The sequence below is a fragment of the Rhizobium sp. CB3171 genome, from assembly GCF_029714265.1.
Classification (GTDB): domain Bacteria; phylum Pseudomonadota; class Alphaproteobacteria; order Rhizobiales; family Rhizobiaceae; genus Rhizobium.
In genome coordinates, this window is the sequence record NZ_CP121653.1 from 305,356 (window position 1) to 320,677 (window position 15,322).

The 15,322-nt window shown below is 60.0% G+C and carries 15 protein-coding genes and 1 pseudogene; 11 read left to right on the forward strand and 5 right to left on the reverse strand.

Going from position 1 to position 15,322, the window contains the following annotated elements:
* Positions 1-37: 37 nt before the first annotated feature.
* The 3 genes from QA648_RS20625 to QA648_RS20635 all read left to right on the forward strand — a co-directional run bounded on the left by QA648_RS20625 (position 38) and on the right by QA648_RS20635 (position 5,648).
* A complete protein-coding gene (locus QA648_RS20625; RefSeq protein WP_283053303.1) occupies positions 38-1,138 on the forward strand; it encodes an efflux RND transporter periplasmic adaptor subunit in 1,101 nt (366 codons plus the stop codon).
* Positions 1,138-4,293 carry an efflux RND transporter permease subunit gene (locus QA648_RS20630; protein ID WP_283053304.1) on the forward strand — a complete coding sequence of 1,052 codons (3,156 nt, stop codon included), beginning with the start codon at positions 1,138-1,140 and terminating at the stop codon, positions 4,291-4,293. The genes QA648_RS20625 and QA648_RS20630 overlap by 1 nt, the downstream gene beginning before the upstream one ends.
* 215 nt (positions 4,294-4,508) lie before the next feature.
* A complete protein-coding gene (locus tag QA648_RS20635) occupies positions 4,509-5,648 on the forward strand; it encodes a patatin-like phospholipase family protein (protein ID WP_283054333.1) in 1,140 nt (379 codons plus the stop codon).
* A 17-nt stretch (positions 5,649-5,665) separates the two neighbouring features.
* On the opposite strand, the gene QA648_RS20640 is transcribed toward QA648_RS20635, so the two are convergent.
* Positions 5,666-6,169 carry a TetR/AcrR family transcriptional regulator gene (locus QA648_RS20640; protein WP_104826186.1) on the reverse strand — a complete coding sequence of 168 codons (504 nt, stop codon included), beginning with the start codon at positions 6,167-6,169 and terminating at the stop codon, positions 5,666-5,668.
* A gap of 108 nt (positions 6,170-6,277) precedes the next feature.
* Between QA648_RS20640 and QA648_RS20645 the strand changes: the two genes are divergently transcribed.
* Both QA648_RS20645 and QA648_RS20650 read left to right on the forward strand, forming a co-directional pair.
* The gene (locus QA648_RS20645; RefSeq protein WP_283053306.1) at positions 6,278-7,045 is read left to right on the forward strand and encodes an SDR family NAD(P)-dependent oxidoreductase; all 768 of its coding nucleotides are present in this window, start codon (positions 6,278-6,280) and stop codon (positions 7,043-7,045) included.
* An 18-nt stretch (positions 7,046-7,063) separates the two neighbouring features.
* Positions 7,064-7,405: pseudogene (locus tag QA648_RS20650) on the forward strand (carboxymuconolactone decarboxylase family protein).
* Positions 7,406-7,506: 101 nt separating this feature from the next.
* On the opposite strand, the gene QA648_RS20655 reads toward QA648_RS20650, so the two are convergent.
* From QA648_RS20655 to QA648_RS20665, 3 genes are all read right to left on the reverse strand, one after another.
* Complete coding sequence (locus QA648_RS20655; RefSeq protein WP_104826188.1) at positions 7,507-7,779, reverse strand: hypothetical protein; 273 nt, start codon at positions 7,777-7,779, stop codon at positions 7,507-7,509.
* Positions 7,780-7,871: 92 nt separating this feature from the next.
* Complete coding sequence (locus QA648_RS20660; RefSeq protein ID WP_283053309.1) at positions 7,872-8,117, reverse strand: hypothetical protein; 246 nt, start codon at positions 8,115-8,117, stop codon at positions 7,872-7,874.
* A gap of 102 nt (positions 8,118-8,219) precedes the next feature.
* Positions 8,220-8,501, reverse strand: coding sequence for a hypothetical protein (locus tag QA648_RS20665; RefSeq protein ID WP_283053310.1), 282 nt, complete (start codon positions 8,499-8,501; stop codon positions 8,220-8,222).
* 177 nt (positions 8,502-8,678) lie between these two features.
* Between QA648_RS20665 and QA648_RS20670 the strand changes: the two genes are divergently transcribed.
* The 4 genes from QA648_RS20670 (at position 8,679) to QA648_RS20685 (ending at position 12,188) form a co-directional block, all read left to right on the forward strand.
* Positions 8,679-9,146 (forward strand): MarR family transcriptional regulator, encoded by a 468-nt coding sequence (locus QA648_RS20670; RefSeq protein ID WP_283053312.1) that lies wholly within the window; start codon positions 8,679-8,681, stop codon positions 9,144-9,146.
* 43 nt (positions 9,147-9,189) lie between these two features.
* Positions 9,190-10,167, forward strand: coding sequence for a sugar kinase (locus QA648_RS20675; protein ID WP_283053313.1), 978 nt, complete (start codon positions 9,190-9,192; stop codon positions 10,165-10,167).
* The gene (locus QA648_RS20680; protein WP_283053314.1) at positions 10,167-11,438 is read left to right on the forward strand and encodes a D-tagatose-bisphosphate aldolase, class II, non-catalytic subunit; all 1,272 of its coding nucleotides are present in this window, start codon (positions 10,167-10,169) and stop codon (positions 11,436-11,438) included. Before QA648_RS20675 ends, QA648_RS20680 begins: the two co-directional genes overlap by 1 nt.
* Before the next feature lie 297 nt (positions 11,439-11,735).
* Positions 11,736-12,188, forward strand: coding sequence for an SgcJ/EcaC family oxidoreductase (locus QA648_RS20685; RefSeq protein WP_260304741.1), 453 nt, complete (start codon positions 11,736-11,738; stop codon positions 12,186-12,188).
* 53 nt (positions 12,189-12,241) lie between these two features.
* Here QA648_RS20685 and greA read toward each other — a convergent pair whose 3' ends face one another.
* Positions 12,242-12,724, reverse strand: a complete 483-nt coding sequence (greA, locus tag QA648_RS20690) for a transcription elongation factor GreA (protein ID WP_260304742.1) — start codon at positions 12,722-12,724, stop codon at positions 12,242-12,244.
* A gap of 316 nt (positions 12,725-13,040) precedes the next feature.
* On the opposite strand from greA, the gene QA648_RS20695 reads away from it, so the two are divergent.
* Both QA648_RS20695 and QA648_RS20700 read left to right on the forward strand, forming a co-directional pair.
* Entirely contained in the window at positions 13,041-14,387 is a 1,347-nt protein-coding gene (locus QA648_RS20695; RefSeq protein ID WP_260304743.1) for an LLM class flavin-dependent oxidoreductase, read from the forward strand.
* A gap of 25 nt (positions 14,388-14,412) precedes the next feature.
* The gene (locus QA648_RS20700; protein WP_283053318.1) at positions 14,413-15,258 is read left to right on the forward strand and encodes an ABC transporter permease; all 846 of its coding nucleotides are present in this window, start codon (positions 14,413-14,415) and stop codon (positions 15,256-15,258) included.
* Positions 15,259-15,322: the final 64 nt, after the last annotated feature.

A 15,322-nucleotide genomic window follows, 5' to 3' on the forward strand; every position in this document is an offset into this window, starting at 1 on the left:
GTGGGGCATTGGTCGCGCGGCAGGAATAGCCGTGCCCATGCCAGACTTGCCAAGGAATGCATCGTTGAAAAAGCCGTCCATAACATTTGCCACCGCGCTCGTTGCGGCGGCGCTTCTGTTTCACAGCAGCAATGCCGCAGCCGAGCAGGCCGCCGCGGCCGCTCTCACCGTCTCTCTGACGACACCGTCGCAACGGGACTGGCCGGAAACCGTTCCCGCCAGCGGCTGGCTGAAGCCGTGGCAGGAAGCGATCATCGCCTCCGAGACGAGCGGCCTGCGCATCACTGACGTCCTGGTCGATGTCGGCTCCGTGGTTACGAAGGGGCAGACGCTGGCCCGGCTTTCGCAGGAGAGTGTGCTGGCAGACCTTCGTAAGCAGGAGGCGGCTGTCGTGACCGCCAAGGCAAATCTGACGAAGGCCAAGGCGAATGCGGATCGGGCGCGGCAGCTCAGTTCGTCCGGGGCTCTCTCCGACGAGAAAATCACTGAATATTTCGCCGACGAGCAGACGGCGACGGCAAGCTTGGCATCCGAGGAAGCCGCGCTCGACAGCGAAAAGATCAAGCTCGGGCAGACGACCATCACCGCCGTCGATGATGGCCTCATAACCTCGCGTTCCGCCAACCTCGGCGCCGTCGTCTCAACCGGAACCGAGCTGTTTCGCATGGTCCGTCAGCAGCGTGTCGAATGGCAGGCCGAAGTATCGGCGCGCTATCTGCCGCGGATTTCCGAAGGCTTGAGCGTTGCGATCAACGAGCCGGATGGGCATGCCATCGAAGGTAAGGTGAGGCTTGTCGGGCCTTCGGTCAGTACCGACACGAGCCGGACAATCGTCTATGTCGCGCTTCCAGCCGATGCCCGTCCGCGCACCGGCCTTTACGTCACGGGCGACATCGAATTGCAGACCACGACGGCCCTAACTGTACCCGAAACGGCGATCGTGTTCCGGGACGGCATCAGCTACGTCTTCGCGGCAGGCGAGGACAACCGGGTGCGCAGGGTTCGGGTGGAAACCGGCCGTCGCAACGATGGCGAGGTGGAAATCATCTCCGGCATAGATGCCTCGTCGAAGGTCGTGACCTCGGGCGGAGCCTTTCTGTCGGACAATGACCTCGTGAAGATTGCGGAGAAAAACTGATGAATTTCTCCGCCTTCTCGATCCGCAACCCTGTTCCGGCGATCCTGCTGTTCATCATGCTTGCTGCCGGCGGGCTGCTGGCCTTCAAGCATCTGCCGATCCAAAATTTCCCTGATATGGACCTTCCGACCATTAGCGTCACCGCTACGCTCGATGGTGCTGCGCCGACGCAGCTTGAGACGGAGGTTGCCCGTACCATCGAGGACAGTCTCGCCGCCCTGAGCTACCTCGACCATATCACCACGACGATCACTGACGGCACCGTCTCGATCAAGGTTTCCTTCAAGCTGGAGAAGGACAGCGAAGCCGCCCTCAACGAGGTCCGCAATGCCGTCGACAGCGTCAAGGCTGATCTGCCGTCGCAGATGGAAACGCCGAGCGTCACCAAGGTCACGGTACAGAGTTCCGCACTGGTCACCTATGCTGTCCGCTCAACCGCTCTCAATGAGACCGAACTGTCCTGGTTTGTCGACAATGATCTGACCAAGGCGCTGCTGTCGGTGCCGGGCGTGGGGCAGGTCAACCGCATCGGCGGGATCGACCGCGAGGTTCATGTCGATCTCGATCCATCGACGATGGCGTCGTTCGGAGTGACGGCGGCGACCGTATCGGCGCAGTTGAAGGCCGTGCAAGCCGACACGTCCGGCGGCCTCGGCGAGGTCGGCGGCTCTCGTCAGACATTGCGTACGCTGGGCGCGCTGCCCTCTGTCGAGGCGCTGAAGGGGCTCAGGATTCCCCTGGCCAATGGGCAGCAAGTCCGACTTGACGATGTCGCATCCGTCACCGACAGCTTCGCGGAGCGCTCCTCGATGGCCTATCTCGATGGCAAGCCGGTGATCGCGGTCGAGATCAAGCGTTCGAACGGGTTTTCGGACAGCGGGGTCGCAGCCGGCGTCGACGCTGCGATCAAGACGTTCGCAGCCGCCCATGCCAATGCGCAGATCGATGAAGCCTACAGCACGATCGGACCGATTATCGATAACTATGACGGTTCGATGCACATGCTGTATGAGGGGGCGATCCTGGCGATCGTGGTCGTCTGGCTCTTCCTTCGGGACTGGCGCGCAACGATCCTGTCGGCCGTGGCGCTGCCTTTGTCGGTCATCCCGACCTTCCTGGTCATGTATCTGGCGGGCTTCAGCCTGAATATCGTCACCTTGCTCGCACTGTCGCTGGTGGTCGGTATCCTCGTCGACGACGCGATTGTCGAGATCGAGAACATTGCCCGCCATCTTCAAATGGGCAAGCGGCCGATCGATGCTGCAATGGAGGCTGCCAACGAAATCGGCCTTGCGGTCATCGCGACCACCTTCACGCTGGTCGCCGTCTTCCTGCCGACGGCATTCATGAGTGGCATACCGGGCCTCATATTTCGCCAGTTCGGCATCACAGCCGCTGTTGCCGTCGTTGCCTCGCTTGTCGTTGCCCGTCTGCTCACTCCCATGATGGCGGCCTATTTCATGAAGGCCCATCCGTCGGAGCAGAAGGATGGCCGCATCATGCGCGTCTATATGGCCGTTGCGAAGGCTGCCCTCAATCACAGAAAGACCACGGTGGTCGTGACCGCCGTCGTCGTTGCGCTTTCGCTTGCCACCATTCCCTTGCTGAAGTCCGGCTTCCTGCCTGCTTCCGACGATGCGCGCGCCCAGATCACGCTCACCATGCAACCCGGCGCCACCATCGAGCAGACGGATGCGATGACCAGAAAAGCCGCCGATATCGTCGGCAAGCTGCGCGACGTCACGCATGTCTTCTCCTCGGTCGGCTCGACATCCTCCGGCGGCGGCCCGGACACCAGCACCACGAGCGATGTTGGCTCCGCAACGATCGTCGTCGTGCTGACGCCCATTGATGAACGCGACCGCAAGCAGTCGGAAATCGAAAACGATATCCGACAGGCGCTCTCCGTCCTCCCCGGCGTGCGTGTGGCGGTCGGTAGCGGCGGCAACGGCACCAAGCTCGATATCACCCTTGCCAGTGATGATGCCAATGCGCTCGACAGCGCAAGCACGGCGCTGGAAGAGCAATTGCGCACGCTGCAGGGCATCGGCGCTGTGACATCGACAGCGGCCAGGCAGGCGCCGGAAATTCAAATCACGCCCGATTTTGCCCGCGCCGCAGCGCTCGGCGTGACGTCGAATGCGATCGCCAGTGCCGTGCGCGTAGCGACGAACGGAGAATATTCTTCCGATCTGCCGAAGCTCAACCTGCCGCAACGGCAGATCCCGATCGTCGTCCGCTTCTCGCCTGAGACGCGAACCAATCTCGATGACATCAAGAACATGCGCGTCGCCGGCACCAACGGCAATGTCGATCTCGGATCGATCGCCGATATCCGCATCGGCGGCAGCCCTTCGGAGATCGACCGTATCGACCGCATGCGCAATGTCACCGTTTCCGTCGAACTCAACGGCCGCATCTTGGGCGACGTCAACCGTGAGGCGAAGGCGCTGCCGGCGCTCCAGCACCTGCCGCCGGGCGTCACGCTGGTGGAACAGGGCGAACTTCAGCGCAGCTCCGAGCTGTTCCAGAGCTTTGCCCTCGCAATGGCGATCGGCGTGTTCTGCATCTACGCCGTGCTCGTCCTGCTGTTCCACGATTTCCTGCAGCCTTTGACACTTCTAATGGCCCTGCCGCTCTCGCTCGGCGGCGCGCTGGTGCCGCTTGTGGTAACGGGCACCAGTTTCTCGATGCCCGCCGTCATCGGCCTTCTCATGCTCATGGGCGTGGTGACGAAGAACTCCATCCTCCTCATCGAATACGCGATCATGTCGCGTCGCCAAGGCATGTCCCGATTCGATGCGCTCGTCGATGCCTGCCACAAGCGGGCGCGGCCGATCGTCATGACCACCATTGCCATGGCCTCGGGCATGCTGCCGGCTGCGCTCAGCCTGATGGGCGGAGATTCAAGTTTCCGGCAGCCAATGGCGATTGTGGTGATTGGCGGGGTGATGATGTCGACACTGCTCAGCCTCATCGTCATCCCGGTCATCTTCACCTTCGTCGACGATCTGGAAAACGTCCTCAAACGGCTGCTGCGTTGGCTCGGGCTGAGCCATGAAAGTGCCGATGACGCGGCGCCGCATGCTGCATCCAATGACCGGGAGGCGATCGCCTTTAAGCCCGATCAGAAGCAGGCACGCGGCCACAGATGATCTCCTTTCGGCAGCCGTCGGTCCAATGCATCCGCGTCAAACGGAAGCAACGCTTGCCGATGCTTATCGCAACCTCTTCGGTCGCGTTCCTCCCCCGGGAACGAGGCCGCGGGACGTGTCCCCCTGCAGGCGGCGTGATGCCGCCTGCCGTCCTGCTCCCAAAAGGTCATAAGCCGATGAACCTCCGGTCGTTCGCGTTTTCCCGCAACAGCCCGATGCGGGCGCTTCTTATCGTACTCCCGCTGCTGCTCGCCCTCTCCGGGTGCGTGCAGACCCTGGACAGGGCTCTCGATGCGAAGGAGGCGGACAAGGCCGCCATTGCTGGCTTTGGCGAAATCCGGGCCTATCTCGATGACCGGTTTGACGAAGTCCCGCGCGATCTCCATGACTGGGCGCCGGTGACGGCGCACAAAAAAGCCGCCGCGTTGATGATTTCGGGCGGCGGTGCGGGTGGCGCGTTCAGCGTCGGCGTGCTTTCGGCATGGAGCGCCGCCGGGAACCGTCCGCAGTTCGACATCGTAACGGGCGTCAGCACCGGCGCCTTGATCGCTCCTTACGCATTTCTCGGATCGGCCTATGACGATACCCTGGTGGACCTCTACACCAGCGGCGTTGCGCAAGAGTTGGTCCGGACCAAGGGCTTCGTCGGACTGTTCGGGTCGAGCCTGCTGCGAGCCGGACCATTGAGAGGAATGATCGAACGCTACATCACGCCCGCGATTCTGCAGCAGGTTGCCGCTGAGCATCGCAAGGGTCGCCGCCTCTTTGTACTGACCACCAATCTCGACAGCCAGCGTGCCGTCGTATGGAACATGGGCGCGATCGCCAATAGCGGGCGCCCCGACGCCCTGAAGCTGTTTCAGGATGTATTGACGGCATCGGCGAGCATTCCCGGCGTTTACCCGGCGGTCATGATCAAGGCCGAGTCGGGCGGGCGGCAATTCGAGGAGATGCATTCGGATGGCGGGTCGGCGTCGCAAGTCCTCATGATGCCGCAAGCTTTTCTGACGAGTTCCAATCGCCTTCTGCCCGTCAAAGGGCAGGGCATCGACTTCTACGTGATCGTCAACAATGCACTCATGCCCGAATTCGCCATCACGCCTGACAGAACGCTTCCTGTGATCGTAAGGGCCTATTCGATCTTCATCAAATCGCAGACGCAGAGCGCGTTGACGGCTCTCTATAACTATTCGCGGCTGACCGGCGCCGGTTTCCATCTCGCCTCGATTGACGCGCCGGTTCAATATTCGATGTTCGATCCGTTCAACACCAACTATATGCGGGCGGTTTATAGCCTCGGATACGCCGAATTCACCGCGGGGACTCTGTGGAAGGACAAACCCGTGTTTCGCTAGGGGCGCTCGCCTAGAAACTACGCGAGGGCGGCGCTGCCGCTCTCGAATATGGACTGATCGTCGAGGATGTTCGCGGCAAGCATAGCCCCCTCAAGGGTGGCGAGAACCTGCACGGCGGCGTCTTTGGTGAGGCCATCCTTCATCAGCTTCTCGATTCCGAGGACAAAGAATCTTTTCACTTCCTCCCTGACCTCGTCCGCCAGATCGTATGACGTCACCGCCAAGGCACCGCAGAGGCACATTCTGCCGTCGCGGTGCAAGGCTGCACGGAAAACCTGCCGCCAAGCTTGGACGACGTCCGTGCCCTGAGCCAACTCATTCTCCACCGCTTCCAGAAAGCGATCCGTGTAGCGGCGAGCGACCGCTGCAGCCAGCTTCTCCTTAGCCGGGAAATGGTAGTGCACGGAGGAAGCCTTCACGCCCACGTCGGCGGCGACATCGCGGAAGCTGAAACCACTATACCCTGCACTGCGAATCCTTTCTTCGGCCGCGTCCAGGATTGCACTTGCTGTATCGTTCATTACGCACGTCCTCTCTATCTAGTGTTAGATAGGGCTTGCGTATGGGAGACGCAACAACTATATACCTCATATCTATCTAACGTTAGATAGGCAAATTGGAGATAGGCAATGAGATTTAAAGATAAAGTCGTCGCCATTACCGGCGGTGGGTCCGGCATCGGCAAGGAAGCGGCAGCTCGTTTTATCGGGGAAGGCGCGAGAGTGGCCCTCAACGGGCGCGATCTCGGTAAGCTTGAAGCCGCGGCGCGAGAAATCGATCCAAGCGGCACTAAAGTCGTCGTCTCCGCAGGCGACATCGCCTTGCCCGAAACCGGAGCGGCACTCGTTGACGCCGCCGTTTCGCGTTTCGGCAGGCTCGACGTCCTCGTCAACAATGCCGGCGTCTTCAACCCGACGCCGTTCCTCGAGCTGACGGAAGCGGACTACGACTGGTATCTGGATACTATCCTCAAGGGTAAGTTCTTTACCGCCCAAGCCGCCGCCAAGGCGATGAAGGAGAAGGGCGGCGCTATCGTGCAGACCGGCTCCATGTGGGCCATCCAGGCGATCGGGGCGACCCCGTCGGCCGCTTATTCCGCCGCTAACGCCGGCGTGCACGCCATGGTCCGCAACCTCGCTATCGAGCTTGCTCCCTACAACATCCGCATCAACGCCGTCGCGCCGGCCGTCGTCGAGACGCCAGTGTACAACACTTTCCTGTCGGACGATCAGGTCAAGCAGGTTCTGCCTACCTTCAACTCGTTCCATCCGCTCGGCCGCAATGGTCAGCCGCGCGATGTGGCCGAAGCTATTCTGTTCCTCGCTTCCGAGCAGGCGTCGTGGATCACCGGGACGGTCCTTCCCGTCGATGGCGGCGTCACCGCCGGCCGCCAGTGAGGAGCCGAAATGAGCAATATGCAGGATTGGAATGCCTACCGTGACGCCTTGATCGGCCGTGTCGGCGAGTTCGCCAAGCTGAGCCCGGACGTCTTGACCGGTTTGCATGTGATCGAAGGCAGCGGCAACAAGACTGCTATACTGTAGCCGAAGATGCACGAGATCATCGCTCTGGCAGTTGCGGTCACGACGCGCTGCGATGGGTGCATCGCCGTTCACGCGAAGAAGGCGGTCGAACTCAGGGCTTCAAAGGGCGAGATCGCCGAAGCGCTGGGAGTGGCCATCGCGCTCAACGCAGGCGCTGCGCTCACCTATACGGCCCGCGTGTTCGACGCGATCGAGGCGTTGCCTGGAAAATGAGCGCGAGCCGAGCGCAAGGCGCTGCAGTGCGCTCGGCTCTTCCTTGGAAATCTCCGGCCGGTAAAAAGACACTGCCGATGGTACCGCGCGGAACCGAAACATTATTCAGCGTCTGCGGATGCCTGACTGCGATCGATATGCAGGATGATCTTCTCCGGACGCTCGCCATCCTTTTGCAAGAGAATGATCACAGTGCATTTTTCGTCGCCTTGGCGAAACGATAGCAGCCGACCCCTTGTCTTCGACAGGACGTCTTCCACCACGTCGGTGCAATCGTTCAAGCGATTCGGTGCAGGATTTGGCCGCAGCGCTTGTGCATGCGCCGAGATGGCCAGAACCGAAACCACCGCCAAAGCGCTCCAAAACGAATTCATGCCATCCCGGCAGCTTATCGGAGATAAGCTGCGAAACGGGCTGGATTGATCCATTCGTAATCTCGACAGCATAATTCCCGCTTCTGCTCTGCTCAGCATCTTGGCAGAGCGTCAACACGGTTGAGTGTCAGCGTCCACTCGTCCGGGCCTCCCTTGTCGTGGACATAAACAGATCGGCCATCGTTTTCGGCGATTTTGAGCAGCATCACCACCCAATCTGAAGGCGCCTCTCCGGGAAGCCTCTGTTTTTCCAGCCACCGAATGAGATATCCTAAGTCGCCAAAGCCCTTTTTGGGTTCAATGCGTGGCCGATAGAGTGCCCAGAGATAAACGGTCACATAGATCCTCTTTGCAGTGTGCCGTTGCTGACGAGTGATTGCAAATATCCGCCAAAGATTCCGCAGCCTCGATTATCCGAGATTCAGGAACCGAAAGCGGAATCAGGCTTCCTTCTGGATTGGCCTGGCGGGATCCAGATCTTGGATATGCCCTGCAGATCCGCTCAACACGACATCTCCCCCCTTGTTGATCAGCTTGCCGTGGATCGTTCCGCGAATGATCACGACCGCGCCCTTCTCAATAATGAGATCGTGCCCGATGCTTCCATGGAGTTCGAACCGTCGGCCGGCGGGAACCGTTGCCGTGCCGGCGATAGACCCAAAGAACCGCACGTCGCGATCCAATACGATTGATCCATCGATATTGACATTGAGATCGTCCAAGCGATGCCCCTTTCAGTCACGAAGTTTTGGGATAAGGTTCGCGAGCGCTGCGTGTGGTGGCACGCGGCGCATATGGACCTAGCCTAAGCGCTCAGTGTGGCGCGCCCGCGAACGTCCTCCCAATGCGGACGTCGTGAAAATATATCATGTCATGATATAAATAAAGGAAAAATGTGCATGTCCTCGGGAAAGCGGTCCGGTCGGTCAAACAAAAACGAACTTGAGACCCAGCCCCTGGATCCGGGCATCTACGAAGGCCTTGCGGGCGTCAGGCTCGCCATGCGGCTATTTCTTTCTTTCAGCGAAGCCGCGGTTTCCGAGGCGGGAGTGACATCCCAGCAATATCAGGCGCTGTTGGTGATCAAGGTCGCGCCTGGAAGTCAGATCATGGTGCGCGAACTTGCCGATCAAATGCTCCTGCAGCACCACGGCGCGGTGCAGCTCGTGGACAGGCTCGCGACGGCAGGGTTCGCCGTCCGCATTCCCTCGGAAGAAGACAAGCGAAGCGTGCTGATCGGCCTCACTCCGAAAGGAGAAGAGTTGGTCGAGCGCTTGGCAAGAACCCATCTGAAAGGAATGCTGGCAAATGAACGGCTGCTGGTCGAATCCCTCAAGAGACTGCGGCGTCTCTCGAGATTGGGCTAATTACGGCCTGGTAATAACAACAGCTATCGAAAGCAGGATTGCAATGGCTTCAATACTGGCTCCCGACGAACTGGGTCCTACGGTGTGCGTAGGAGAAATCCTTGTGGAGATCGTGGCCACGACGGTCGGCGATGGATTCCTCGATGCGCAGCCCCTAATCGGACCGTTCGCCAGCGGCGCGCCGGCAATCTTCGTATCGCAGTGCGGGCGGTTCGGAGGTCGCGCGGCCATGGTCGGCGCCGTGGGCGATGACGATTTCGGGCGGGTGAATACCGATCGGCTCAAGCGCGACGGCGTCGATGTCTCGGCCATATCGATCGATCCCGAATACCCTACGGGCAGCGCCTTCGTCCGTTACCGCAAGGACGGATCGCGAGATTTCGTTTACAACATCGCAAAATCCGCCGCCGCGCGCTTCGGATGGACCCGGCACGTCAGCGATCTCATCAATCGCAGCGGACATCTGCACGTCATGGGTTCCGCACTCTCCATGCCGTGCGCCCGAGAGGTCATCGACAAGGCGGTCGACGTCATCAAGTCCCGTGGGGGCACACTGTCGGTCGATCCGAACATCCGGAAAGAACTGAGGCTCGACGAAGATACCGAGCGTCGATTTGCGAAGCTCGTTGCGGCTGCTGATCTGCTTCTGCCTTCCGGCGAGGAACTGGAACGAGCAGCCGGCGTGGAAGGCGAAGACAATGCGGTCCGACGCCTGCTCGAACTTGGTGTGAAGGAAATCGTACTCAAGCGCGGAGCTGCCGGCGCGACCTATTTCAACGGGCAAGGAGAGCGCATCGATATACCGGCTTTCGCCGTCGAAGAGATCGATCCTACGGGTGCTGGAGATTGTTTCGGTGGCGCCTATCTCACCTGCCGCCGGCTCGGCATGCCGGCGCAAGACGCTCTCACTTACGCTGCGGCGGCTGGCGCGCGAAACGTGACCGCGCGCGGCCCGATGGAAGGAGCCGGCACTCGTGAAGAACTCGATGCATTCATCTCCGTAACCGAAAGGCGTTCCTGATGCAGACCCATCTTAACGAATTGGCCGCACTGAGGATCGCAGGCCGTCCGAGGGGGATCACATCCGTATGTTCCGCCCATCCCGTCGTGTTGCGTGCGGCACTTCGCCATGGACGCCAGCATGCCAGTACCGTCTTGATCGAGGCCACGTGCAATCAGGTCAATCACCGAGGCGGCTATACCGGAATGACGCCCAAGGATTTTGCCGCGCTTGTTGAGAAGCTCGCAAAAGAAGAGGGTTGCCCCGGTCATCTCATGGTGCTCGGTGGTGACCATCTCGGTCCGAACCCGTGGCGAGACCGTCCAGCCGAAGAGGCTATGGCCGAAGCGGAGAAAATGGTCGCCGCATATGTTGAGGCCGGATTTCGCAAGATTCACCTTGATGCGTCGATGGGCTGCTTAGGCGAACCCCAGGCGCTTGACGACGAAACCACGGCGTATCGCGCGGCGCGTCTTGCGGCGGTCGCCGAAGCCTCGGCGAAGCGGAGCGGCGGCGCGATGCCCGTCTATGTCCTCGGCACCGAAGTTCCGCCGCCCGGCGGTGCGGATCATGCCCTTACCGCCATCGAGCCGACCGCGGCGTCTGCTGCCAGGCAGACGATCGATGTGCATCGTCGAGTCTTCGAAAAGGCGGGTCTGCAGGAAGCATTTGCACGCGCCATCGGCTTGGTCGTCCAGCCGGGTGTCGAGTTCGGGAACCACAATGTAATCCTTTACGATCGCAGCAAGATCGAAACCCTCCAGCAGGTTCTGACCGACGAGCCGCAATTTGTGTTCGAAGCGCATTCGACCGACTACCAGGGCACGCGGTCGCTCGGCGCTCTGGTAGAGGATGGCTTTCCTATTCTGAAGGTCGGTCCTGAACTGACATTTGTATTGCGCGAAGCCCTTTACGGACTGGATTTAATCGCCTCCGATCTCGTGCCGGGCTACGGTGAGCGCCCGCTCCATGCGGCGATGGAAGCCTTGATGTCAGCGCACCCGGACAATTGGAACCGTCATTACCACGGAACGGAAGGGGAGAAGCGATGGCTGAGGCACTACTCGCTTTCCGACCGGATCCGATATTACTGGACGTCAACGGACGCCCAGTCTGCAGTCGAACGTCTTTATGACGCGCTGCGGGGGCGGCCAGTACCCATTCCGCTGTTCTGGCAGCACATGCCGGCCGCTCAGCAATTTGCCGAAGCGCCACTCGATCCGGAAGAGGTTTTGATTTGGCGGGTGACGAGAAGCCTCGCGGACTATCACGCGGCCTGCGGCGCCGGCTGAGAATAGCGCGGCAGGCAACGTGCAGATGACACGGGACCGTTCGACCCGGCAAAGCTTGCATCGCGATAGAGGCGCGCAATTCGCGAATGTGCAATGTTATGCTATCGTAATCTGCGCCTTCCACGAATTCTTGTTTAAACTTCGACGTGCCTTGGATCGCATGCCATCCGTCATGGGCCATTCGGCATATGCGACTTTGGCCATGCGCGGCAGACGCGACGCGGCGGGCGGCAAAGCATCTCTGGATAGTCGGCGTGAATATCGCCGGAAAAGACAAATCATTTGAGGGAGATTGAAATGAAAAAATATCTGCTTGCCGCTTCCGTGATTGCTCTTATGGCGACGCCGGCCCTTGCCGAAGAATGCGCGCCGATCACCAAACCCCAGGTGGAACAGTTGTTTGATCGCTGGAACGCCTCGCTGGCGACGCTGGATCCTGAAAAGGTCGTCGAAAACTATGCGCCGGACGCCGTCCTCCTGCCGACCCTGTCGAATAAGCCGCGGCTGACGCAGCAGGAGCGCAAGGAGTACTTCGTGGACTTCCTGAAGAAGCACCCGCAGGGGAAGATCAACAGCCGTACGATCAAAATCGGCTGCAACGACGCGCTTGATACCGGCATCTACACCTTTACCTTGAAGGGCGGGGCCAAGGTACCGGCGCGCTATACATTCACCTACGAATTCAAGAACGGGAAGTGGCTGATCTCCTCGCATCACTCCTCGGCTATGCCAGAGAAGCACGCGGGTTAAGCGGCCTGAGGCGGGAGCACCGGGCTATTGCGGTGCTCCCGCAAAGGATACCCTCAGGCGATCGATACGATCTCCAGTTCATGGTCGCCGACCATGACTGGGTCGCCGACAGATTTTCCCATCAGGGACCGGGCGACCGGTGAAACATAAGAGATCGTCCCTTGTTTGGGCTCGGCTTCGTCTTCCCCGACGATGCGATAGGTCTGCACGCGCCCGTCATCGCGGCTGAAGGTGACAGTGCTGCCGAAAGCGACGGTCTCGTTGGATGTTGGGGCCGCTATCACCTCAGCAGTGCGAACCCGCTCGTTGAAATACCGCAGATCGCGAAGTGGTACTGCCGTTTGGCGCCGCCGCTCGTTTACATCCTCGACAGCGCTTGCGGCTTCGTACTGTTCGCGGGCCTCCTGCAGCGCGGCGTTGAGCGCCCTCAATCCTGCTTCGGTGACGAGGTTTTGATAGGGCGAGATAGCGCGGTCGGGAAGCTGCGTCTCCGCCGCCGTTTCCGCACTTTCCTCTTTTGTAAACGCAACAGCCAAAACAAACTCCGCAAGGCAAACGATCCTGTAACAGGATGATATAGTCGGCCAATTATGAAAGCCAAGACGCGAGCGCGCAGACGTGGCGAGAAGTTATTTAGCGCGACCTAAGGCGTGTATGTTGCCATGACCGACTGGCATAGTCGGCTGCCTCATCGGTGGGTGACAAATTCCCTATTTCTCCAGCTTCTGGAAAAACTTTCTCCGTCAGACCGATGGCTGCAAAACAGATAGCCTATTAAATCCATCGATTATACCGCAATACTTAACATACGGCTTTTGGCCCGGCTAAAACTCAAAATGCGGAGAGGAACTCATGACGAGACAGATCAAGCTTGGTGCATTTCTTCCCGGCGGCGGCCAGCATATCGCGTCCTGGCGCCATCCGGACCAGCCGGTCGACGGGGCGGTCAATCTCAAGTTCCACATCGAACTCGCGCAGGCAGCAGAACGCGGCCTTTTTGATGCCTACTTCCTGGCAGACGGGCTTGCGATTGCCTTCGGCGCCGGCATTGAGGGCGGAAATGCGAGGGTAGTCGGTTTCGAGCCGGTCACGCTGTTTTCGGCGCTGGCGCCGTTTACGAAGAACATCGGCTTTATCGCCACCTCATCCACGACCTATGAGGAGCCTTACTCCGTTGCGCGCAAGTTCGCCTCGCTCGATTTGATCTCCGCTGGCCGTGCCGGCTGGAACGTTGTCACCACCGCCACGGAAGCCGCCGCAAAAAATTTCAGTCTCGACCGGCAGCCGCCCCATGCGGCCCGCTACAAGCGGGCGGCCGAACATGTCGAGGTCGTCAAGAAGCTTTGGGAAAGCTTTGACGACGACGCCTTCATTCGCGATAGCGCAAGCGGCGTTTATTTTGACATCAACAAGGTGCACCGCACCGATCACCGCGGCGAGCATTTCAAGGTCGAGGGCCCATTGAATGTCCCGCGTTCGCCACAGGGGCATCCCGTCATCGTGCAGGCTGGCCAGTCGGAAGACGGGCGCGGACTGGCAGCGGCCAGCGCGGAAGTTATCTTCACGGCGCATCAGAAGCTCGAGACCGCTCAGGAATTCTATCGCGATATCAAGACGCGTGCGCGCAGCTTTGGTCGCGATCCCTCGCATGTGCTGATCATGCCAGGCGTCTCGCCGTTCATCGGCCGCACGGAGTCAGAGGCGCGCGAAAAATACGAGCAGCTCACGAGCCTGATCATCGAAGAGGATGGGCTGGCGTTGATTAATGCTCTGAGCGGCGGCGAGCTGGATCTTCGGGGCGTCGATCTTGACGGCCCGCTGCCTCCGGCGCCGCCGACAGAGGGCATGAAAAGCCGCCAGGAACTGATCCGCCGCATTGCGGACGAGAACAATTTCTCCATCCGGCAGCTTTACCAGTGGATCGCTTCCGCGCGTGGCCACTTCACCATCGTCGGCTCTGCGGTCCAGGTCGCGGATACTCTGCAGGAATGGTTCGAAAACGAAGGCGCGGATGGCTTCAACATCCTGCCGCCGTGGCTGCCCACCGGTCTCAATGATTTCGTGGAACTCGTCATTCCCGAGCTGCAGCGCCGCGGTCTGTTCCGCACTGCGTATGAAGGCAAGACCCTCCGCGAAAATCTGGGCCTGCCTTTCCCGCAGAGCCGTTGGACCACCGCCTATACGGAAGCTGCCGAATAACCGAGACAGGATAGGGGAAAAGCTCATGGCGCTTGAAACTGAACAACAGGCTATTTTTGAGAGCTATCGCGCACCATATTTCTCGCAGAGCAGGCTGGTACGGGAAACAGGGGCGCTGTTGCGCGGTTTCATCTCGCGCTATGGCATGATTATCGCTTTTGTTGCTCTCTGGCAGATTTCTCCGTCGCTTGGCTGGAGCAATCCAGCGGTCTTGCCGCCGCCGGATGCGATCCTGCGAGCGCTCTGGAACGGGGTCAGCGGCGGCCCGCTGCTGGGCGACATCGCCATCAGCCTCCAGCGTGCCGGTATTGCATTTGGCGCAGCAGTCGGCGTCGGCATCCCGCTCGGGCTGTTCATGGGGCAGGTCCGGACTATCGAGCGCAGCCTTGATCCGATCCTGCAACTGTTTCGACAGACCTCCGCACTGGCGCTCTATCCCGTGTTCATCCTGTTGCTCGGCCTTGGCGAAGCGTCAAAAATCTTTGTGATCTTTTGGGCGACGCTGTTCCCGACACTTCTCGCCACGATTGGGGGCGTCAAGCAGGTGGACCCAAAGCTGGTGGAAATGGCACGTGTCTACGGCGCCAAGCCGCTCACCGTGTTTCGCCGCGTCGTCCTGCCGGCTTCCCTGCCGCAGATCTTTGTTGGATTGCGGCTGAGTGCCACGACCTCGCTTCTGCTGCTCATTGCCGCAGAAATGATCGGCGCCAATTCCGGTGTCGGATTTCAGGTGATGAATGCCCAGTACAATTTCCAGATCCCGCTGATGTTCGCGGCGATTCTATTGCTCGCACTTCTCGGGCTGTCGGCGAATTTCCTCCTCGAGGCATTGCAGGCCCGGCTCTGCCGTTGGTCCAATCCCCGAGACTGAAGCCTGAAAACGCGCCACCATTTTCCATCTCATCCGATCTATGGAGTTCACATGCAGATTTCGC

Coding starts and splice junctions, on each gene's coding strand:
- QA648_RS20645 (WP_283053306.1), top strand. CDS start 6,278: ATGAGATTTAAAGATAAAGTCGTCGCCATTACCGGCGGTGGGTCCGGC.
- QA648_RS20700 (WP_283053318.1), top strand. CDS start 14,413: ATGGCGCTTGAAACTGAACAACAGGCTATTTTTGAGAGCTATCGCGCA.
- QA648_RS20640 (WP_104826186.1), bottom strand. CDS start 6,169: ATGAACGATACAGCAAGTGCAATCCTGGACGCGGCCGAAGAAAGGATT.
- QA648_RS20635 (WP_283054333.1), top strand. CDS start 4,509: ATGCGGGCGCTTCTTATCGTACTCCCGCTGCTGCTCGCCCTCTCCGGG.
- QA648_RS20670 (WP_283053312.1), top strand. CDS start 8,679: ATGTCCTCGGGAAAGCGGTCCGGTCGGTCAAACAAAAACGAACTTGAG.
- QA648_RS20685 (WP_260304741.1), top strand. CDS start 11,736: ATGAAAAAATATCTGCTTGCCGCTTCCGTGATTGCTCTTATGGCGACG.
- QA648_RS20630 (WP_283053304.1), top strand. CDS start 1,138: ATGAATTTCTCCGCCTTCTCGATCCGCAACCCTGTTCCGGCGATCCTG.
- QA648_RS20655 (WP_104826188.1), bottom strand. CDS start 7,779: ATGAATTCGTTTTGGAGCGCTTTGGCGGTGGTTTCGGTTCTGGCCATC.
- QA648_RS20695 (WP_260304743.1), top strand. CDS start 13,041: ATGACGAGACAGATCAAGCTTGGTGCATTTCTTCCCGGCGGCGGCCAG.
- QA648_RS20675 (WP_283053313.1), top strand. CDS start 9,190: ATGGCTTCAATACTGGCTCCCGACGAACTGGGTCCTACGGTGTGCGTA.
- QA648_RS20680 (WP_283053314.1), top strand. CDS start 10,167: ATGCAGACCCATCTTAACGAATTGGCCGCACTGAGGATCGCAGGCCGT.
- QA648_RS20625 (WP_283053303.1), top strand. CDS start 38: ATGCCAGACTTGCCAAGGAATGCATCGTTGAAAAAGCCGTCCATAACA.